The organism is Microbulbifer hainanensis (genome assembly GCF_014904735.1).
GTDB classification, from domain to species: Bacteria; Pseudomonadota; Gammaproteobacteria; order Pseudomonadales; family Cellvibrionaceae; genus Microbulbifer; species Microbulbifer hainanensis.
Genome location: NZ_JACZCR010000026.1, coordinates 1 through 21080 on the forward strand (window position 1 = coordinate 1; position 21080 = coordinate 21080).

General features: G+C 55.3%; 14 protein-coding genes. 2 read left to right on the plus strand and 12 right to left on the minus strand.

Annotation, left to right across the window (positions count from 1 at the left end; translation table 11 throughout):
* The 12 genes from IG168_RS08900 to IG168_RS08955 form a co-directional block, all read right to left on the minus strand.
* Positions 1-1148: NAD-dependent epimerase/dehydratase family protein (locus IG168_RS08900; protein WP_193164040.1), on the minus strand; the 1148-nt coding region annotated here is incomplete at its 3' end.
* A gap of 13 nt (positions 1149-1161) precedes the next feature.
* A complete protein-coding gene (locus IG168_RS08905) occupies positions 1162-1797 on the minus strand; it encodes a phosphoadenosine phosphosulfate reductase family protein (RefSeq protein ID WP_193164041.1) in 636 nt (211 codons plus the stop codon).
* 15 nt (positions 1798-1812) lie between these two features.
* The gene (locus IG168_RS08910; RefSeq protein WP_193164042.1) at positions 1813-2538 is read right to left on the minus strand and encodes a glycosyltransferase family A protein; all 726 of its coding nucleotides are present in this window, start codon (positions 2536-2538) and stop codon (positions 1813-1815) included.
* A gap of 2 nt (positions 2539-2540) precedes the next feature.
* Entirely contained in the window at positions 2541-4805 is a 2265-nt protein-coding gene (locus IG168_RS08915) for a glycosyltransferase family 4 protein (protein WP_193164043.1), read from the minus strand.
* A 12-nt stretch (positions 4806-4817) separates the two neighbouring features.
* Complete coding sequence (locus tag IG168_RS08920) at positions 4818-5747, minus strand: NAD-dependent epimerase/dehydratase family protein (protein ID WP_193164044.1); 930 nt, start codon at positions 5745-5747, stop codon at positions 4818-4820.
* Between the two features lie 49 nt (positions 5748-5796).
* Positions 5797-6576 (minus strand): GDP-mannose 4,6-dehydratase, encoded by a 780-nt coding sequence (locus tag IG168_RS20985; RefSeq protein ID WP_193164045.1) that lies wholly within the window; start codon positions 6574-6576, stop codon positions 5797-5799.
* 781 nt (positions 6577-7357) lie between these two features.
* Positions 7358-9118 (minus strand): BatD family protein, encoded by a 1761-nt coding sequence (locus IG168_RS08930; protein WP_193164046.1) that lies wholly within the window; start codon positions 9116-9118, stop codon positions 7358-7360.
* Entirely contained in the window at positions 9112-10977 is a 1866-nt protein-coding gene (locus IG168_RS08935) for a VWA domain-containing protein (RefSeq protein WP_193164047.1), read from the minus strand. Before IG168_RS08935 ends, IG168_RS08930 begins: the two co-directional genes overlap by 7 nt.
* The gene (locus IG168_RS08940) at positions 10974-11987 is read right to left on the minus strand and encodes a vWA domain-containing protein (RefSeq protein WP_193164048.1); all 1014 of its coding nucleotides are present in this window, start codon (positions 11985-11987) and stop codon (positions 10974-10976) included. Before IG168_RS08940 ends, IG168_RS08935 begins: the two co-directional genes overlap by 4 nt.
* Positions 11980-12546, minus strand: coding sequence for a DUF4381 domain-containing protein (locus IG168_RS08945; RefSeq protein WP_193164049.1), 567 nt, complete (start codon positions 12544-12546; stop codon positions 11980-11982). The genes IG168_RS08940 and IG168_RS08945 overlap by 8 nt, the downstream gene beginning before the upstream one ends.
* Positions 12543-13517 carry a DUF58 domain-containing protein gene (locus IG168_RS08950; RefSeq protein WP_193164050.1) on the minus strand — a complete coding sequence of 325 codons (975 nt, stop codon included), beginning with the start codon at positions 13515-13517 and terminating at the stop codon, positions 12543-12545. Before IG168_RS08950 ends, IG168_RS08945 begins: the two co-directional genes overlap by 4 nt.
* A gap of 39 nt (positions 13518-13556) precedes the next feature.
* Positions 13557-14528, minus strand: a complete 972-nt coding sequence (locus IG168_RS08955; RefSeq protein WP_193164051.1) for an AAA family ATPase — start codon at positions 14526-14528, stop codon at positions 13557-13559.
* A 441-nt stretch (positions 14529-14969) separates the two neighbouring features.
* On the opposite strand from IG168_RS08955, the gene IG168_RS08960 reads away from it, so the two are divergent.
* Together IG168_RS08960 and IG168_RS08965 are read left to right on the plus strand one after the other, a co-directional pair.
* Positions 14970-19850 carry an NAD-glutamate dehydrogenase gene (locus IG168_RS08960; protein ID WP_193164052.1) on the plus strand — a complete coding sequence of 1627 codons (4881 nt, stop codon included), beginning with the start codon at positions 14970-14972 and terminating at the stop codon, positions 19848-19850.
* A 120-nt stretch (positions 19851-19970) separates the two neighbouring features.
* Complete coding sequence (locus IG168_RS08965; protein WP_193164053.1) at positions 19971-21008, plus strand: quinone-dependent dihydroorotate dehydrogenase; 1038 nt, start codon at positions 19971-19973, stop codon at positions 21006-21008.
* The last annotated feature ends 72 nt before the right edge of the window (positions 21009-21080 follow it).

Below are 21080 nucleotides of genomic sequence, written 5' to 3' on the forward strand. Positions count from 1 at the left end.
ATGCATGGAATTTTACTGCGGTCGCAACGTGACTCATATTTCTTGGCAATTTCATTAACTTCAGCCAGAAGCCCTTCGGACAGATAGGTTGGCTTCAGACCCATTTGCAAGAAGCAGTCATTCGCCACAAACAGATCGTTTTCGTCGGCCTCATTTCTGGGGTTCGGCATTAGCTTGAACTCGGTACCAGAAATATCGGAAATCATCTTGGCGAGGTCGCGTACTCGGTGAGTTTCGGTCATCTGGTTGAAGATGCGTACTTTCTCTCCCTTGGCCGGTTCATTTTCGACAGCAAGCCGAATACACTTCACAGTATCACGAATGTGGATAAATGCGCGTGTCTGGCCGCCAGTGCCATGTACTGTCAGTGGGTGACCGATTGCGGCCTGCATTACAAAACGATTGAGTACGGTGCCGTAATCGCCATCGTAGTCGAATCGATTCGTCAGATCTTCATGCAAATTCGTTTCGTCAGTATTGGTTCCCCAGACGATGCCCTGGTGTAGATCCGTTACGCGCAGCGCGTCGTTCTTGTTGTAATACGCAAAAAATAGCTGATCCTGGGTTTTGGTCATGTGGTAAATACTGCCGGGATTAACCGGATACAGGATTTCCTTTTCAACCTCTTCGCCCTGGTCAGTCGTCATTTTGACGGTCAGGTAGCCTTCCGGAATTTTCATTCCAGCGGTGCCATAGCCGTACACACCCATGGTCCCCAGGTGTACCAGGTGAATATCCAGGCCGCTTTCGACAACCGCAGCGAGAACATTGTGAGTCGCATTCAGATTGTTGTTGACGGTATAGATTTTGTGCTTCGCCGACTTCATAGAATAGGGCGCCGCACGCTGCTCAGCAAAATGTACGATCGCATGTGGTTCGTACGCTGTAATCAGGTCGAGAACTTCGCGGTATTCGTGAGCGATATCAATATTAAAAAAACGGATCGTTTTGCCAGTTTCTTCTTTCCAGCATTGCAGCCTACGCTCAATGGAGGCGATCGGGGTCAGTGATGAAACGCCGAGTTCATTGTCGATATTTCTCCGTGAGAGGTTATCGACAATAACCACTTCGTGGCCATGCTTAGAAAGGTGCAGTGCAGTGGGCCAGCCGCAAAAGCCGTCGCCGCCCAGGACCAAAATCTTTTTCATAAAATACTCCTCATTATATTAAGTGGATGCCACATTCTTCCCGTTCATTCTTTTTGGTCGGGTCAAAATAGTTTCCCGGGGATGAAATAGAATTACGAGACTTAAAATCTTTGACGTCGTCTTGCGTCCAATAAAGCAAGGGTGAATACTTTATTCTATTGTAACCGATAGAAAAAAGCCTGAACTTCCTTCTGTTGCTGGTTTCTTCAGCCCTGACCCCAGTAATCCAGAGGTCGGGCTTCAGCTCATCGAAGGCCCTGGTAAGGGGCTCGACTTTAACAATCTGGTTAAAGTCTGCGCGGTGCTCTTCGCTGGCCATCGGATCCAGGCCCAGTACATTTGTCAGAAAGGCATGCTGGTACTTGGGGCTATAAGCCTTCAGGTTAATTTTTCTTATCTGTACAAGTCCTTTAATGTATCTGTAGGTGTCTGGATGAGTGAATCCCGTGTCAACCCAGACAACGGGGATATCGGGTATTGCACTCATGCAGAGCTCAATCGTAACGCCGGAATCGTATCCGAAGCTCGAGGTGAGTACTGGTTGCTCAAATAAATTGCCACAATACGCCAGGATCTCTGATGGATGGGAATCCCGATCAAATTTCTTATTCAAGTGGTCGCAGAACTTTTGTAATTCGAATTCAGCCATTTTCACTGTTTTTTGTCATTTTTCGGGATAGAGCAATAGCGGGGTATCTCTGATCAATACCTTTCGCGATGTTGCCTGTGTATTCTGACTGATTTCTCTGCGGCGTTTGAAGTGAATCGTGCCCTTAGCTACCTTGTGAACATAGCCCTTGGCGACAGTTTCACAGTTCCAGTGCCAATCTTCATAAGCGAAGCCTGTAGCAATATCTCTGTTGCAATATGGCGTAGCGAGATAGGTGTCTCGGTGTGCTAAGCATAGGGCGTCCCATGGATTACCAGCCCTCAGGAAAGATGGATCAAAACTTTCGCTTTCCTGGTCGACTTTGAGCAGGATGTTGTTACTACCTCCGAAGAACCAGTTCATTTCTGGATGGACAATGTACATTTTATTCTTTAGCGCGATTTGCATCGCTAGGCTTATCCAATTTTCGCTCCAGAGGTCGTCGCCATCGAGGAACGCGATGTAGCCCGTCGAAGCAGTTTGGCAAGCGAGGTTTCGTACCTTTCCCTGATCGCCGAAGTCCGTTTCGATCACTGGAATATCCAAGTCTTTTGCTAGAGTCCTGGCAAATTCGGACGTCGGTCTATCTGCGCGATCAAGGTAGATAGTGGTTTCAGTAACAAACCCCTGAGATTGCGCCTCTTTTGCTGCCGCGAGAGCGCTGTTTATTGTTGCACCAAGAAGCAGGCCTTCATTGTGGGCCGTGATAATTAAACTTATATCGCTTCGATTTCTCTGCATGTTTAGGCCCCCAAATTGATAGTTTCAATAATGGCTTCACCAAATGCAACTGCATCGTGCAGTTGAGTGACTCTGCTTTGGAGTTCATGTGCTCGCTCGAATGCCCCATCACTGTTATCCACAAGGCTGCGGATCCTACTGATGTAAGCATTGGGGTTGAGGAGGTCGGTCTCGGAGACCAAAAATTCAGGGAAGCCGTCTAGTAGTTCGGGGATACCTCCTGTGGGAGATGCCACGACGGGAATGCCAGCTGTAGCTACATCTAGAATGATGGTGGGTGTTCCGTCCCATAGGCTGGTGTACAGCCATACGTGGCATGACTCCAGCGGGAGTTCTGAGAAGTCGCCATATTCGCCAAGTAATTTGATATTTTTGATTTCTGAGATGTCTTTTGGCGCGGAGTCCAGCACGGGTTTCCCCCAAACCCAGAACTCTATATCAGGCATATTTTTGGCGATTTCGACAAGAAGGTTGAAGTTCTTTTGCCTGTCAAAGCGGCCTGCCCAGAAAACGCGTTTTTTTCGGTTCCATAACTTGGATAGTTTCCATCCCGGTTCAGCCGCAACAGAGATTTGCTGAGATGTTGGTGTGTTTAGAACGACAATTTTATCTGCAAACTTTTTTGTCAAAAGATGGTCTTGGACGAGTTCCTTTTTCAATTGTAGGTTGTCTACAAAAAAGTGCTCGTGGTAGAAGAATGTCGAGGTAAAGAACTCTTGTGGGTATCCGGTTCTTTGCCCGGATTCGGTACGATCAGAGCAGAACATATAGGAATTAATAGAACAAAGAGTTGATAGCTGTTTACCGTATGAATGAATTGTCTCCCAACCTAGTCGGGAGTTGACGTTATATATATGCTGTGCGTTTACTCCTCTCAATAAAAGCACCAGCGCCTGTATTTTGAAGTCTCGATCCAAGTGCGCAGTGTATTTATGGAGGTCAAGAATATCCACGTTTTCTGGGAACCACTCCGGGTGCTCGAACGCAGTTCCATCGGTTGTAACTATACAGATATTTTCGTCGCCAAAGTGCTTGGCGAGGACATGGGCAAGTGCGCCAGAAACTCGTGCCGCTCCACTCATCCTGCAATGTGGAATGAGCATCAATGCCTTATACCGAGTTTTAGCTAAATTATTGTAAATTAGCTGGTCAGCCGAATGTAGGTCGTCGGCGGGATGATTAAGCTGTGGGCATAGTACTTGGCGTCCCTGCGGTCTGAAGTCGATTCTAGGCTCGTATGCTTCTGCTTTTTTAACCTGGGCGCGAATTTCCGGAGACTGTAGCCTTTCCGCCATTAATTCTGCTTGTTGCCCGAGTTCAGCCAGGTGCTCCAACTTACTCTTGTGGTTGATGGTAAGTGCTCTTGTGGGAATCGGAGTCCCCTCATCTTGTAGTTTCTTTAGAGCAAAAAGAACCGCTGAACTACGATTTTTGAGCCTATTAATATTTGCATATTGACCTGCATTGAATACGCTGCTGCCATTGCGATTTTCATAGAGGCCATGATTCAAGAAATGCTGATGAAGGCCCTCATTCGAAAGTTTCTGCAGGTCAGAATAGGTGTTTCGATAATGTCTAATGGAAAAAAATGGAGTGAATGCCGCTTCAAGATGGCGACCATTTCGAATCCAATGTAGAAACTCTTTACCTTCGGGGATATGCAGTTCTGGATGTTGAGATGCTATTGACTTGCGATACACATTTGCATTGAAAAGGAGTAAGACGTTTTCGTCCTCTGGTAGTTTGGTGAGAATCTCCCTGGAGTCTCCCTGTTGGATCGCTAATTTAACGTCCTGTCGCTTGAAAAATCCGATTATTGATTTTAGGAAGCCAAGGTCACTCTCTGACAAAGTGGCATCCTGATATCGCATTTCTATCACCTGTTCGGGTGCGCAGTCGGGAGTTTTGCTGTTAGGTAGGCGGTTTTCCTCTGCTCCAAACAGTAAAAAATGATCAAATGCCCACATATTACTTTTTTGGACGTCTGGATTCCGGGCGAGGTAGAATTTCTCGTCAAATAGTCGAGTCGGGATTATTTCCTGTTCTCGACCTGCGTCGATCCAAAGGAAGAATAATTCTAATGTACCAGCTTCAGAATTAAATGATTCCCCTATTTGACTAGCTACTAGTTCGGAGTCAAAGAGCGGAATGTGGGTTATTTTATTGTTGAACTTCACATTCCAATTTTTTCCATCTTTAATGGCCTGAAGTTCTGGAAAAAAGGATTTTGCGATGCGTAAAGTGTCGTTGGAAACATTAAATTGCATTCTTGCACGCCTTTATACTACGGATAGATCTAACTGTTTTTCTGCGGCGGTTTTTTTCTGGTGTGCGCAGAAACATTCATGTACGGCCTGTCTTAGGCTAATTTGAGGTGTCCAGCCTAAATTGTCTCTTATTTTTGTAGTATCTAAAGCGATGCGATCCATTTCATAATTATTGAGTCTGCTGCTTTTATTGATTTTTATTTTCTTATTTGAGACCTGCTCTATATGCTTGATAATATCTTCGAGTGTCGTTGCTTTGCCTGAGCCCACGTTCCAGGTGTCGTTGTGGATGGTGGAATCTGCCAGAGACATTGCGAGACATAGGTCTTTAACATGTACATAATCTCTGGCGGACTGAAGACTGCCGACAACATTAAATGGAGTGTTATTGAATGCCGCATTGAACAAAGCTGGGATTACTCCCTGTCCGTGATTGGTTTGGCTTGGACCAATCGGGTTGCTGGGGCGGAGAATTCCATAGCTGATTGAGTATTTGCGGGCAAAATATCTGAGGCTCTCTTCAATCATGGCTTTGCCCACAGCATAGGGAGTCTCGGGGGCCAACTGCTGTTCTTCACTCGCAAGGTTCGCAACTTTAGTGCCGTAAATCTGTCCGCCAGATGAGAGGTAAATAATCCGTAAGTCGGAGTTGAGAGCTATTGCATGCTCAATATATTTTTGGAACTCGATGACATTCGCTTCAATTTCTTTGGGAAGAGATTGACAATTTCTGGGGGCGGTCGCCGATGCCAGATAATACAAGGTTGTGGCGGAACGTATCTTTGAGCTGAATTTCGCAGAGTAAAACATCTCTCTTGAAATCATGTGGTTCTTTAAATCAAAGGACTTCCTGGTAACCGCAATATAGTCCTGTCCTTGTTGTGCTAGATGTGCTCGAAATGCGGAACCGATGAATCCGGAGCCCCCGATTATTAATTTCATTATTGAATTCCGTATTTAGTTCTAGTGTTTTTGAATGCTTATCTCGAATTCAGTGATGGAAAATTTCTTCTCTAGTACGGTGCCATTGCATACAATTTGGTTGCGGCCTAAGTTTTAGCTCTGGTGTTGTCCGTTTGTGTTTAGCACGACTACTTTTGCATGCACCATTTGCGTCCCGGGTGGATTGGCGTTGCTTTGTGTGACGTGGTCTTGTTTGGACTTCAATATTTAGCCGGTTGCGAACCTGGGGCTCATCGTCATCCACGGGTATCGGCTTAACTGTGAGGGCGTTTATGAACTCGCGTGGGATGAGCTTTTCCGGAAATAGGGATGGGTCTTCGCTGTTGGAGTAACTGGTGATTATGGCGGACAGGCCATCAATTCTACCCCACGCGTTAACCAGATGGCCGGATGGTGCTTTGCTAACAGCGAATATGTGGCTAGAGCGAAAGGCCTTTTTCAAGGCTGAAGGGGACGCGGACCAGTACGTGCATGCAATCTGGAATGATGAATATGTGAGGGTAGTGTAGACCTGAATAAAGGTGCTACTGGTGTCGATTGAGAGGGCTTCATGAGATTGCACCGCGAGAAGCACTATGGCGGAGGGGTAATACTTTTCTAACAGCTTGCTAATCGCGCACGAATCACAGGCGTCGACCTGCTCAAATGTATACCTAGAAGATTGCTCTTCAGAATTAGGGGATTGTAGATATCCTGCATCATTCAGCCTGTCAAAAGTTGCCGCAGAACCTCTAGTATTTGTGACGATGTGACGAGCGACCGTATTTCCGATGAAGTTCGCCCCCTCGGCCACCAAAACAACCCCCATTTTGTCAACCCCTAAAAATGTGACCCACAATCCAGAATAAAAACTAATCGATATTTTTTTTAATGATCGAATGGTATCAATGGAGAGCTCCGGGGTACATATTTAGAGGGAGGAATTTGCCCGACTCAGTAACTTGTTCGTAAATTGTTCTAAGTGCTCAAATGTTGAGCGTTGAGGGTGTTTTAAATGACAATTCAGATGTTCCTAATGACAAGCGGGGAGGGGCTCTGTCGCAAGGGTGCCGTTGGCGGGTAGATTGGCTAAAAAGTGCGCTTCTGGTGGTGGTGCATGTTGCGGCTCTTTACATGGTCCTCTTTAGTTTGATTAAGCACTGTGATTATATTTTTTACCTGGCAGTGGTGCAGATATTCTGTGGGTGCCTGTCCTTCGAGTGTGTGTATTTTGTAGGAGTAGACATCGATAAGTCAGCCTGTCACGTTCGTGATCGTGGCGCAGCTTGCTTTCTGCTTGGGAAGGCCCTTCGTCCTTCACTTGGGCTTTATTGCGTGCGGTCTGGTTGTGCTCCGTTTTCCTCAGCACTTCAGAATCGCTAATCTCTGTGGCTTCGCAGGTGAGCGCGAAGTGTGACTCTATTTTCCTTCGCTGCTAAGAGCATGAATGTTTTGCTCTACTGTGAGGAGATAGCAATCTTGGTGAGTACGCATTCGCGCTTAACGCCAGGTCAAAACGCAAGACCGTATTTTGATGGCCGAATTTTCAAATTTTTAAGCTGAAACCGAGTCTAGCTGTAAGGCAGTGCTCCTATTCACGATGTATTGGGTCAGGCAAATAGGTCTGGCAATGGATTGTCATCCTCGGCCAAGTCCTCGGCGACCTCGCGCTTCAGTAGTTTGCTAACCAGTATATTCACCTGCTGTCTATTCATTGGCTTGGGTGGTGTTAGGTAGAGAGCGGCATCCAGTAGCTCCTGGAGTTTATTTAATTCTGGAAATCTCAGTTGCCGGTTGACTTCGCCTAGGCTGTTTCCCCTCACTTGGGGCCAGCGCGCATGAATCCATTTCAGGATTGTAAGTTGTAGTTCCACAGGGGGCCCGTTTTCTGCGCTCCGCTTTAGTGCGCGGGCTTCCTGTTCGGCATTCGGTTGCTTCTTCGGGGAGGCGGAGCGGCGAGCACTGACCCCGCCGCGCAGGTAGAGAAAATACAGCAGCCAAAACAAGTGGGATACGATGGCGGCAATGGCGATATTCCGCCAGAAGTTGTTCCCCGATGCTAATTTGCTCGCTCCGCCGCTTGCGCCCGGTTCGAGATCGGAAATAGAGCCCGTACCCTGGTTGCTCAAGGCCGCTGCGGAACCAGTAACCGTAAATCGGAATGCCGGCAACTGAGTGGCCCGTTGTCGCCCGGTCTTGGTATCCCACCAGGTGACGGTGATGGATGGCAATTGGTAGTCGCCCGGTTTGGTGGCGACGACAGCGGTGGTTTCGATACGGCTGCCGGTTATGCCTTTTGCGGTGACCTGGTCATCCTGTTGCGGCTGATCTGGATAGGTCTTCAGGCCTTCGACATTGAGTTGGGGCAGCGGCGGCAACTGGGCCGCGCGGAGGCCTTCGGCCGTGACGGTAACGATGCGGGTGATAGGCTCACCAACCTTGAACGTCTGCGGGCTCTTACTCCAGGTTTGTGAAATGCCAAGGCTGGCGGCGGGCAGCCACTGGGCACCGCTGTAGCTGTCAGGCTTTGGCAGTACCTTGATGGTCTTCGGTTCGGAGCGCAGGCGCAATCGCTGGGTGTTGCGATTGAACAGGGAAAAGGGATCGCGGCGACCAGCTACGGCGACATAAGTCAGAGGGGGTATTCTCAGCTCCCCGGAGCTCTCTGGAAACACCGCATAAGTCAGCTCATAGACAGCGTGGCCGATGCCACCGATACGGCGCTCATAGCGCTGCTCATCCACTTTCTCGACATGTGCGCCCGGTATTTGTAGGGGATCTGTGGCGATATCGTGCAGACCAATGGTGGTGTAGAGGCGCACCTTGACTAGTAGCTGTTCCTGCACATGGACCTGCTGCTTGTCCAGTTCCACTTCCAGAAAGGCCTGGCGGTCGCCACTGTCGGGGGCCTGGCCGGCTTTGGTGACGGTAATCGGAATCGCGTCGGACACCTTGCCCTGGTAGTGCAGGGAGGGGATAAACAGCTTGCCTTCGCGCTTGGGCGCCAGGGACAGGGTCCACAGGACGAAACTTTCCGCGCGGCCGTTGATGACCTGGTACTGGTTCGATTGCTGGCGGGAGAGTATGTCGAAATCCTGTTGCAGCAGCTCGAAATCCGGTTCTCCGCCACCGCTACCGTTGTAGCGCAGGGTGAGGTTCAGCGTTTCGTCGATGCCAATGGTATTGCGGTCGACTGTCGCCGTCAGCTGGTCATCGGCGTGGGCAATGTTGGCGACAACGAGTAGCAGGCACAGCTGCAGTAGTTTGCACAGCCAAGAAATAGAGAAGCTGGCCGCCGCTGTAGCCCGATATTGTCTCGGCGGGAGAGGGGAATAGGAAGTGCGCTGACTCACGCTGCTTGGGCTTACCATCTCTGAGTGGCTCCGTTCTCCGGGGGCTGCCATTCACCGCTGCGGTAGGCGCGACGGCGCTGCAGGCTTTCGTATTTGAATTTTTCACGCATCAGGCCGGCGGGGTCGTCAGGAATCTGGCGCAACCACTGATCCAGTGCCTGCTGGGTTTCCGGATCCAGAGGGCTCTCTTCGGCACCGGCCTTCTGTTGTTTGCCTTCCTGCTTCTTGCCTTTCTGGCCTTCTTTCGCGCGAGCGGACTGCTGTTCGGATTTCTTTTCCTGATCATCCTGCTGTTGTTGCTGCTCTCCGGCCCGCTGGTTCTGCTGTGAGCCCTGGGATGAGTCCGGCTGGGCACCAGAATTCTGCTGATTCTGCTGTCCCTGTTGCTGTTGATTGCTCTGGCTTTGCTGCTGCTGGCCGTTGCCAGACTGTTGCTGCTGCTTCTGATTTTGGCTCCGGTTCTGCTGTTGTTGTCCGGATTGCTGCTGTTGCGATTGTTGCTGCTTCTCCTGCAGTTCCCTCAGTTTACGGGCGATCTCGCGATTGTGTTTGGCGTCTGCCAGTTCTGGCTGGACTTTCAAGGCTTCATCATAGGCCTTGATGGCTTTGTCATATTGACCTTGCTGCGTCAGGCTGTTGCCGAGATTGTACAGGTCCTGCGCGTTCCCTCCCTGGGAAAAATCTTTAGCTGCGGCGGGATAATCGCCAGCGCGGTAGTGGGCAGTACCACGCCAGTCGGGCCTGCGGAAGGTTTCCGCGGCCTGGTCGGCTTTACCCTGTTCCAGTAATTGCTCGGCTTTCTGGTCCTTGCGTTGCCATAGATCCTGCAATTCAAACGCCTGTGATTGCTGCGGGGGCAGCAGCAGTAGTGTCAACGGCAGCGCGCAGGCGAGGGCGCCACGGCGAAACAGCAGGGCGGCAAAAGGCAGTAACAGCAGCACCAGCCACGGCCCTTCTTCACTCCACTGGTCGAATTTGCGCTCGGTCAACTTGGCCTGGTCCGGGGCGTTGTCCTCGGGAAGTACCTTGGCGATGTCGCTGTCATCGACACTGATCTTGGCAAAGTGGCCGCCACTCTTGCGCGCGAGCCGGCTGAGTTCGCGGGCATTGAAGTTGGAGATAATAATGGACCCATTGTCGTCGGTGACGAAACCGCCACCGTTACCCCGCGGAATAGGGCTGCCTTCACCGCTGCCAACCGCGAGAATCGACAGCTTGGTATTGGCGCTGGACACCAGGCTGGCGACAGTGTCGAGCGCGGACTTGTCAATACCGTCGGTAATAACCAGCAGCTGGCCGTGGCCATTGGCGCCGTCTTTCAACAGCTTGATAGCCGTTTCGACGGCCATCTCTATATTGCTGCCGGGCACGGGTACGATACGCGGCGACAGTGCCGGAACCAAGTTGGCAATGGTGGCGGTATCCTCGGTCAGCGGTGTCACCACATGGGCCTCGCCGGCATAGGCGACCAGCGCGGTCAGGCCGTCCTTGCGCTGGCGCAGGATGTCGAGAATCTTGAGGCGGGCGCGGGTCAGCCGATCCGGTGACAGATCCGTGGCCATCATCGACGGCGACAGGTCGAACAGGATCACCAGCGCATCCTGATTGCTGTAAACCGGAGTGGGCAGTTTGCGCCAGACCGGGCCGGCGAGGGCCACTGTCATGGCAGCTAGCAGCGCGAAGATCAGGCCGAACAGCCAGGGGCGCTTGGCGCCGCCGCGCAAAAGGAGGTGCGGCAGCAGGTCGGCATCGATGATTTTCTGCAGCTGGCCGCTGTTCAGGACCGTGCGCGCCAGTCCCCAACAGAGGAGGGCGGCCGGCAATATCAGCCAGAGCAATTGCGGGCGTAAAAAGTGGAACTGGCTCAACTCGTTCATCCTGCCTCCCGGGGTAAACGTGCGAGGCCATTACCAAGCAGCGGGATACTCGCCCACAGCAGCGCCAGCAACAATGCCGTAGCCAGCGGCCAGATAAACAGGGATTTGAGCGGCCGGTAGCTGGCCGCCTCCTGCTCCACGGGCTCGAGGCGATCCAGCTCTTCGTAAATTTCTTCCAGCTCCTGCGGATTGCGCGCGCGGAAGTATCGTCCGCCGGTGCGATCGGCGATGGCCTGCAGGGTCTTGCTGTCGAGATCGCGGGAAGGATTGATCCGGCGCGCGCCGAAGCGGCTGCCGAGTAGTCCGGGCTGGACCATTTCTTCCGCACCCACGCCCACGGTATACACGGTAACACCGGCCTGTGCGGCGAGTTCGGCGGCCTTGAGCGGCGAAACTTCGCCGGCGGTATTGGCGCCGTCTGTCAGCAGAATCAGGACGCGCTGTTTCGCCGGGCGCTGCATCAGGCGCTTCACTGACAGACCGATGGCGTCACCAATGGCGGTACCCTGTCCGGCAAAGCCGATCTGGGCTTCGCGTAGCAGCGTGCCCACGGTCTCGCGGTCATAGGTCAGCGGCGCCTGCAGGTAGGCGCGGGTACCGAACAGAACAAGACCCAGCCGGTCGCCTTCGCGGCGGTCGACGAAGTCACCGACCACTGCCTTGACTGCGTCGATGCGCATGGCCGGACTGCCATTCAGCACCATGTCCGGTGTCTCCATACTGCCGGAGATATCCACGGCAACGAGCAGGTCGCGGGCGCTGCTTGTCTGGGCGATCGGTTCTCCATACCACTGGGGGCGCGCGGCAGCGGCCACCAGCAGTATCCAGATCAGCGAGAGCATAAGAAGATTGAGCGGATTGCTCGGGCCACCGCCACCGCGCTGGGACAGCTCCGCGTAGAAGGGCACCTTGAGCGCACTGCTCAGGGGTTTGGCGCGCGGCAGCAATAGACGCGCCAGCCACGGTAGCGGCAGCAGAGCGAAGACCCAGGGCCACGCAAATTCAAACACCGCTGGCCTCCGCAATTGCTGGTTTGGCGGTGGCGGGGGCGCGACCGTGAGATTCGACCCAGTGCATGGCGAAATCGCGCAGGGCAATGTTTCCTGGGGTGTCCGATCGATCCGCCCGGTATAGCGATTCCAGTAAAGCGCGCTCGACCTCGGGCGGGCACTCGATTGGCGCGCTCGCATTTAGAAACTCGAGCCAGCGGCGGCCGGTCAGATTGCCGCACTCGGTGCGTCCGAAGGTGATGACGGCCACGCGTTTGAGTATCTCATTGATTTCCTGTGGCGCACCGGCGTGCTCGGTATCGATCAGTTGCAGCAGGCGCACGGCCTCCACGCGATAGCGGTTTTGCGCGCGACGGCGCTGGCGGCGGCGTATCCAGAGCACTCCGGCAAAAATGATGCCCAATAACAATGCGGCCAGTGCCCACCAGCCCGGTGCCGGCGGCCACCAGCCCACGGGCGCTGGTTCGTGAATGTCATGCAGCTGTGCCAGCAGCTCTTTCACTTCCGGTGACTGCTGCGGCGCAGGCGCTGTCGGTTGCTGGTTGGCGACCGGTTTCACTGCAATACTCCCGTGGCAACCCGGGGCTTCTGCTGGCGTGCGCCGTAATAGGAAAGCAGTGCCGGTATGACCGGCTGGGTATTGTCGAAATCCAGCAGGGGCAGGCGGTGGCGGCGGCAGAGTTGCTCGACATCTTCGCGCGCCTGGGCCTGTCGTTCGGCGAAATGTTCCCGCAGTGGGCGGTTGCCGCCATTCAGGAAGGTGCGTTGGCGACCGTCACTGATGGTCAGGGACTGTTGGGGCAGCTGCCGTTCCAGTGGATCGCTGATGCGCAGTACCTGCAGATCCGCGTGGCGGGTGAGCAGGTAAAGCGGTTGCGCGCAATCATCGTCCAGGTCGTGGCAGTCACTGATCAGGAATAGGGCGCTTCCCGGGCGTGCGATTCGGCGGGCTTCCTCCAGCAGTAACTTCAGCGGTTGGCTGCCATCGGCTGCCACGGGGCTTTTCAGTTCAGCGGCCCGGGCCGCCATGCCATGAATCATCGCCAGCACGGAATGGTGGCTGCGGCGGGGGCGGACCGTTTCGATGTCGTCGTCAGTGAACAGCATCGCGCCGATGCGGTCACTGTGCTGCAATCCGGCCCAGCCCAGGGCTGCGGCGATAGCACTGGCCGCGACGGACTTGAACGCCAGGTGACTGCCAAAGAACATCGGCGAGCGCAGGTCCAGGAGGATAACCACCGGGCGCTCGCGTTCTTCCTGGTAAAGCTTGGTGTGAGTCTGGCCGGTGCGGGCGGTTACGCGCCAGTCGATAGAGCGCACGTCATCGCCGGGCTGGTAGTCGCGCACTTCCTCAAAATTCATACCGCGGCCGCGGTAGCGGGTCAACAGGTTGCCGGCCTGGTTGCTTTTGGCCAGGCGGGGCTTGAACAGTTGCAGCTGGCGGGCGACATAGCGGAGCTGCACTAGCGGGCCCACCTCAGGGTAGGCGCCGCGTATCTCGAGTTCTCGATGGGTATTGCTATCAGGCATAGTGACTGCGCCGGACACGTTCTGTGGTTCGGGAGGGCATCAGATCGCGGGTACTTGCTGCAGCAACCGTGCGATGACCTGGTCGGCGGTGACGCCGGCGGCTTCGGCTTCGAAACTCAACAGCAGGCGGTGGCGGAGTATGTCCGGGGCCACATCCATGACATCGTCTGGTGTGACATAGTCGCGGCCGGCGAGCCAGGCTCGGGCGCGGGCGCAGCGATCCAGGGCGATAGTGGCCCGGGGGCTTGCACCAAAATCTAGCCAGGATGCCAGCTCGCTGTCATACTTCGCCGGCTCGCGTGTAGCAATGACAAGTTGGACAGCATAGGTCTCTACCGCTTCCACCATTTGCATCTCCAGGATCTCCTGGCGGGCGCGGAAAATGGTTTCCTGGCTGATCACTTCGGAAGGGCGATTTTCGCCAAGGGTTGCCTCGGATCTGGCCAACCGCAAAATTTTCGCTTCCGCGTCGGCACCCGGATAGGCAAGATTCACCTGCATGAGGAACCTATCCAATTGTGCCTCTGGCAGCGGATAAGTACCTTCCTGTTCTATAGGGTTCTGTGTCGCCATCACCAGGAAAAGCTGGGGCAGCGGATAGGTCTTGCGGCCAACGCTGATCTGCCTTTCGGCCATGGCTTCAAGCAGCGCAGACTGCACCTTGGCTGGCGCGCGGTTGATCTCATCGGCCAAAACCAGGTTGTGAAACACAGGTCCCGGCTGAAAGTGGAACTCTCCGGTTTCCGGTCGGTAGATATCGGTACCGGTAATATCCGCCGGCAACAGGTCCGGCGTAAATTGGACGCGATGGAAATCACCTTCAACAGCCTCGCCCAGCGTCTTGATCGCCTTGGTCTTTGCCAGGCCCGGCGCTCCCTCCACCAGCAGGTGGCCGTCCGCCAGCAGGGCGATCAGGATGCGATTCACCAGGGTTTCCTGGCCAATGATCTGCTGTTCCAACCATCCGCCCAGGGAGGTCAACTGCTCCCGGATATTCTGGTTTGCTTCCATAGTGTCACTTCTGTTGAAAATGATTCTTCTCCCGCTTTCCCGTTAGGCGGCTATCTACCACACTCCCCTGAAAATCTATCGCCGGCATCCGGCGCTGTCCGGAAGGTTCGCGCATGGCGCGCCGCTCCCGGCCTGGCGGCCGCCACCAGCCGACCGCTCGTTACGAATTTTCGGGGTGCCCTATCATCTTCTATATATAGTCGCCGCCACGGGGGTGGGCGTGTTGATTTTAGCGGCACAATGCCGAGAGGCAACCGCGAAGCACACGATAGACAGTTGACTTGGCATTAAGTTCACCCCAGCCATGTCGACGGCGGGGTGAAAGCTGCAAATATATTTTTCGTGCCGGCCAATTGGCGGTACGGGGAAACTGAAAAAGGTTTTTCGAGTCTGGATAAGCCGGAGTCGAACGGTACAAAAATTGGATTTTGGAGGTTCTCCGTGAATGTGGCGACGGTGATTACCGACAGCCGTGAAGAATTGGTGGAGCAGGTCAGCGCCCTGATTCGTGACAAGCTGGCAGACAAGGCAGAGCCTGTAGTGGCATTTGCCGAGCAGTTTCTGCACCAGTATCCACTGGAAGATCTGGCAGGTCGGCGGCTGGTGGACGTGTACGGCTGTATCTACAGCTGGTGGAATTTTATCCAGCAGCGCCCCGGCGACCAGCCCAAAGTGCGCGTGTTTAACCCGCGCCTGGAAGACGATGGCTGGCAGTGTTCCCATACAGTGGTTGGCGTGCTGCAGCGGGATATGCCGTTCCTGGTGGATTCGGTACGCATAGAAATCAACCGGCGCGATACGGTTATCCACTCCATTAAGAGTACGGTGATGCAGGTGCGGCGCGACAAGCGCGGCAAACTGCAGCAACTGCTGCCACGCCACCACACGATAGACGAAAACGATGCGTCTATTTCCGGCGAGGCGCTGATCTACGTCGAAATCAACCTGGATACCTCAGAGCGCCACGCGGCCAATCTGGCAGCGGCACTGAAAGATGTCCTCGGCGATGTGGAGCTGGTCGTCGACGACTATGTGCCGATGCTCGACACCTGCAGTGCAATGGAAGACCAGTTGCACACCGGTCTGGCTGAAGACGACGCCAACCTGCAGGAAGCCTGTGCGTTCCTGCAGTGGATGCGCGACGGCAATTTCACTTTCCTCGGCTACCGCGAGTACGAGTTCACCCAGGAGGGGGACAAGAAAGTCCTTGGCGAGGTCGAGCAGCGCCGCCTGGGTATTTTCAAAAAACTGGAAGAAACCGCGGAGCCAACCCCAGAGTATGCCTTTAACGAGGGTAAGCAAAAGTTCTACCAGGGGCCCAACTTCCTCACCTTTGCCAAGTCATCGGTCAAGTCGCGGGTGCATCGCGCGGCCTATTCCGATTACGTCACTATCAAGCGCTATGATGCGAAAGGCGAGGTGATCGGCGAGTCTGCCTTTATGGGGCTCTACACCTCGCCCGTATACACCGAGAGCCCGGTGAAGATTCCGATCATCCGTCGCAAGATGGCCTCGGTTTTGGAATCCAGCGGCCTGGCTCCGCATAGTCACGATGGCAAGGCACTGCGCCGTATCCTGGATACATTCCCCCGCGATGAGCTTTTCCAGAGTAGTACTCAGGAATTGTTCCATACCGTCATGGGCGTGCTGAGCATGAATGAGCGGGCACACCTTCGCCTGTTCATCCGCCAAGATCCCTTCGGCAAATTTGTAACTGCCATGGTCTACGTGCCGCGTGAGCAGTTTAACAGTAGTGTGCGCGAGGAAATCTGCGCGCATATTGCCAAGGCCATCAAGGCCAAAGAATCCGATTTCACCACCTACTTTTCCGAATCCATTCTCGCCCGGGTGCACTTTGTATTCCGCGTTTCACCCAGCGAACCGGTGGAAATTAATGAAGCGCAATTGGAGGCGCAGATAGTGGATATTACCCGCTCTTGGGAAGATGTTTTCCAGAAATCTCTGCTAGAAAGCCATGGCGAGGAAGAGGGAAACCGCCTTTACAGTACTTTCGGTCGCGCATTTCCGGCGGGTTACCGGGAAGATTTTGAACCGCGGATCGCGGTACAGGACGTGGCTGCGATTCAGGAACTGGATGCCACCAATCGCGTCGCGATGAGTTTCTATCAGCCGGTGGGCGCGGCGCCCGGCAGCCTGCGGTTCAAGGTGTTTAACTGGGGCGGGGGGCTCACGCTTTCCGATGTAATCCCGGTGCTGGAGCACCTCGGTCTGCGCGTGATGGGTGAATTCCCGTACACCATTCGTCCGGCGGGTGGCAGTGAGGTGTGGATGCACGAGTTCCACCTGGAGTTCGGCCTGCCCACGCGCGTTGATGCCCAGGCCTCACGCAACCTGTTCCAGGATGCTTTCGCCGCGATCTGGAACGGCGTGGCCGAGAGCGATGCCTTTAACCGCCTGGTTCTGGCCGCGCGCCTCAACTGGCGCGAGGTCTCCATGCTGCGCGCCTACGCCCGCTACCTGAAACAGACCAAGTTCAGCGCGAGCCAGCCGTATATTGCGGCAACCCTGGCCAATCACGTGGAGATTACCCGCAACCTGGTAGCCCTGTTCCGGGCCATGTTCGATCCGCGGATCACTACCAGCAAGCAGGACCAGACCCGCATCGAGCGGCTGATCAAGAAAATTCACGAAGGGCTCGACGGCGTCGACAACCTGAACGAAGACCAGGTGCTGCGTCGCTATCTCGAGCTGATCCTGGCGACGCTGCGGACCAACTTCTTCCAGCCCGGCGAAGACGACCAGCCGAAAGATTACATCTCCATCAAATTTAGCCCGCGCAATATCCCCGGTATTCCCGAGCCGCGCCCGGAATTCGAGATCTTTGTCTATTCGCCGCGGGTCGAGGGTGTGCACCTGCGCGGTGGCAAAGTGGCGCGCGGCGGTCTGCGCTGGTCCGATCGGCTGGAGGATTTCCGTACCGAAGTGCTGGGCCTGGTGAAGGCGCAGGCGGTCAAGAATGCGGTGATCGTGCCGAGTGGTGCCAAGGGCGGCTTCGTCGTGCGCCAGCCGCCGGCGGACAACAGCCGCGAGGCAATGATGGAGGCGGGCATCGCCTGCTACAAGACCTTTATCCGCGGTCTGCTGGATATCTCCGACAACCTGAAGGATGGCGAAGTGGTGCCGCCGGAGATGGTCGTGCGTCGCGACGACGACGATCCCTATCTGGTTGTGGCGGCGGACAAAGGGACTGCGACCTTCTCCGATATCGCCAACGGTATCGCGGCTGAGTATGACTTCTGGCTTGGCGACGCCTTTGCATCTGGCGGCAGCCAGGGCTATGACCACAAGAAAATGGGGATTACCGCCCGCGGTGCCTGGGTTTCTGTCCAGCGCCATTTCCGCGAGATGGGCGTCAATGTCCAGAAGGAAGACTTCTCGGTTATCGGCATCGGTGATATGGCCGGGGATGTTTTCGGCAACGGCATGTTGCTGTCAGAACACATCTGCCTGAAGGCGGCGTTTAACCACCTGCATATTTTTGTCGATCCAAGCCCGGATGCCGCTGCCAGTTTCCAGGAGCGCAAGCGCCTGTTCGAGCTGCCGCGGTCCAGCTGGACGGACTATGAGCAGAAGCTGATTTCAAAAGGTGGTGGTATCTTCGACCGGCGGGCCAAGTCCATCAAGATATCGCCGGAAATGAAAGCGGCATTCGCTATCGAGGCCGACCAGCTGAACCCGAACGAGCTGATCAGTGCATTGCTGCGCGCGCCGGTAGACCTGATCTGGAACGGCGGCATCGGCACCTACGTCAAGGCCAGTACCGAATCCAATGCCGAGGTGGGTGACAAGTCAAACGACAGTCTGCGCATCAATGGCAGCGAACTGCGCGCGAAGGTTTTCGGGGAAGGGGGCAACCTGGGGATGACCCAGCGTGGCCGCATCGAGTTCGCACTGAACGGTGGCCGCTGTAACACCGACTTTATCGACAATGCCGGCGGCGTGGACTGTTCCGACCACGAGGTGAATATCAAGATTCTCCTCAATAAGGTGGTCACCAACGGCGACCTCACAGACAAGCAGCGCAACCAGCTGCTGGAGGATATGACCGATTCGGTGTCCGATCTGGTGTTGCACAACAACTACGACCAGACCCGCGCGCTCAGCGTGGCCGAATACCAGGTGGCGGAGCGCCTAGATGAGTACCGTCGGACCATCAACTCGCTGGAGAGCGAGGGGCGGCTGAAGCGGGCGCTGGAATTCATTCCAGACAATGAGCAGATCATCGAGCGGCAGAACAAGGGGCAGTACCTGACACGTCCGGAGCTGTCGGTTCTTATCTCCTACGTGAAAGTAAAGCTCAAAGAGGAGCTGCTGAACGCCGAGATTATCGACAACCCGCGAGTGCAGGAGGCCGTGGAGTCGGCGTTCCCGGAGGAGCTGGTAGCGCGCTACCGCGAGATGGTTTACGACCATCCGTTGCGCCGCCAGATCGTATCGACCCAGGTGGCCAACGAGCTGGTCAACAATATGGGGATCACCTTCTATCACCGCATCAGCGGTGCTACCGGAGCCGATATCAACACGGTGGCCGCGGCCTATATCAGTGCACGCGACGTCTACCTGATGGATGAGTTCCTGGAGCAAGTGGCGGCCCTGGACTACAAGGTGCCGGCCAGCCTGCAGATAGAGCTGACCAACTCCATGATCGGCCGCGTGCGCCGCGCGACCCGCTGGTTTGTGCGCAATCGCCGCGGCGAGCAGGATCCGGCGCAACACCGGGATCTGTTCCAGGATTCCGTGCAGCGTGTGATCAAGGCGCTGCCGGAAGTCTTGAGCGGCGAACCGCTCCGCGAGTGGGAGTCCCGCTACCAGAACCTGCTGGAGGCGGAAGTGCCGCAGCCGGTTGCGCTTCTCGCAGCATCGCCCACTTATCTCTATTCGGCGCTGGGTATTTCCGAGTCCGCGCGGGCCAGTGCGCGGCCGGTGGAAGAGGTGGCGAGCATCTATTTCCGGCTCGCCGACAAGCTGGACCTGCACTGGTTCGGCAATCAGATCATCGATCTGCCCGTGGAGAGCTTCTGGCAGGCACAGGCCCGCGAAACCAGTATGGACGATCTGGACAACCAGCTCTCCAGCCTTGCCGTCAATATTCTGCGACTGGCGGGCGAATCCGGCCTGGATGTCGATGGCGCAATGACCCGCTGGGGCGCTATCATGGCGCCCGCTATCCAGCGCTGGAACAGTCTGCTTGCAGAGCTGAAAGCGGCACCGGTCGGCGATTTCGCAATGTTTACCGTGGCGCTGCGCGAGTTGATGTATCTCGCCAACGCGACAGCGGACCAGGAATCGCTGCCGGAATAGCGAAGGTGCCCGCGGGCTGAGGCCCGGGAGCGCGGTCGAAATCAGGACATTGCTGATTTCGATCGCGGCATCGCGGAGCGCCTGCGCACTGTAGTTAGTTCGACGGATTTAAGGGAAATCATGTATTCATACCTGCGCAAAGCACTGTTTGCGCTCGACCCGGAAAGGGCACATCACCTCTCTCTCGACGCTATCGGCGCTGCCGAGCGCCTCGGATTGGCGTCGCTACTGGCGAAGCCGGTTGCCGATGATCCGGTGGAGCTGATGGGACTCACCCTGCCGAATCCGGTGGGCCTCGCAGCGGGCCTGGACAAGAATGCCCAGGCCTTTAACGGTCTGGGTGCGCTGGGCTTCGGGTTTGTGGAAGTGGGTACCGTCACGCCGCGCCCGCAGCCGGGCAACCCGCTGCCGCGGCTGTTCCGGCTGGAAGAGGCCGGAGCCATTATCAATCGTATGGGGTTCAACAACCGGGGCGTTGATTACCTGGTGGAGAACGTCAAGCGCCGGCGCTACGGTGGGGTCCTCGGGATCAATGTCGGCAAGAATTTTGATACTCCTGTGGAACGCGCCGCCGACGACTACTGCCTGTGCATGGACAAGGTCTACCCCTACGCGGACTACATTACTGCGAATGTGTCATCCCCGAATACCAAGGGGCTGCGGGACCTCCAGTTCGGCGACAGCCTCGACAGGCTGCTGGGGGCCATCAAGGAAAAGCAGCAACAGTTGGCTCAGTCCAGCGATCGCTACGTCCCGGTGGCCGTAAAGATAGCGCCGGATATGGATGCGGAGGCCATCGCCCAGATTGCCGAGACGCTGTGCAAATTTGAGATCGATGGTGTGATTGCGACCAATACCACGATTGACAAGTCATCCGTCGCCACTTTGCCCCACGGCAACGAGGAGGGCGGGTTGAGCGGCAAGCCGCTGGCCGAAAGGTCCACCGAGGTCATTAAACAGCTGGCCGCAGAGCTGGGTGGACGTATTCCGATTATCGGTGTCGGTGGTATTTTCGATGGCGAAAGTGCGGCGGAAAAAATCCGCGCTGGTGCGACTGCGGTACAGATTTACACGGGCTTTATCTACCGCGGCCCGGAACTGGTGCGCGAGGCGGCAGAAGCTATTGCTCTGGAACGTCGTAGCGGATCAAAAAGCTGATTGCAGTAATGAATGGACTGGGAGGTCAGCCTCCCAGCCCATTGATTCACTCACTGACTTGACGGAGGGGAG

Coding starts and splice junctions, on each gene's coding strand:
- IG168_RS08905 (WP_193164041.1), bottom strand. CDS start 1,797: ATGGCTGAATTCGAATTACAAAAGTTCTGCGACCACTTGAATAAGAAA.
- IG168_RS08910 (WP_193164042.1), bottom strand. CDS start 2,538: ATGCAGAGAAATCGAAGCGATATAAGTTTAATTATCACGGCCCACAAT.
- IG168_RS08915 (WP_193164043.1), bottom strand. CDS start 4,805: ATGCAATTTAATGTTTCCAACGACACTTTACGCATCGCAAAATCCTTT.
- IG168_RS08920 (WP_193164044.1), bottom strand. CDS start 5,747: ATGAAATTAATAATCGGGGGCTCCGGATTCATCGGTTCCGCATTTCGA.
- IG168_RS20985 (WP_193164045.1), bottom strand. CDS start 6,576: ATGGGGGTTGTTTTGGTGGCCGAGGGGGCGAACTTCATCGGAAATACG.
- IG168_RS08930 (WP_193164046.1), bottom strand. CDS start 9,118: ATGGTAAGCCCAAGCAGCGTGAGTCAGCGCACTTCCTATTCCCCTCTC.
- IG168_RS08935 (WP_193164047.1), bottom strand. CDS start 10,977: ATGAACGAGTTGAGCCAGTTCCACTTTTTACGCCCGCAATTGCTCTGG.
- IG168_RS08950 (WP_193164050.1), bottom strand. CDS start 13,517: ATGCCTGATAGCAATACCCATCGAGAACTCGAGATACGCGGCGCCTAC.
- IG168_RS08955 (WP_193164051.1), bottom strand. CDS start 14,528: ATGGAAGCAAACCAGAATATCCGGGAGCAGTTGACCTCCCTGGGCGGA.
- IG168_RS08965 (WP_193164053.1), top strand. CDS start 19,971: ATGTATTCATACCTGCGCAAAGCACTGTTTGCGCTCGACCCGGAAAGG.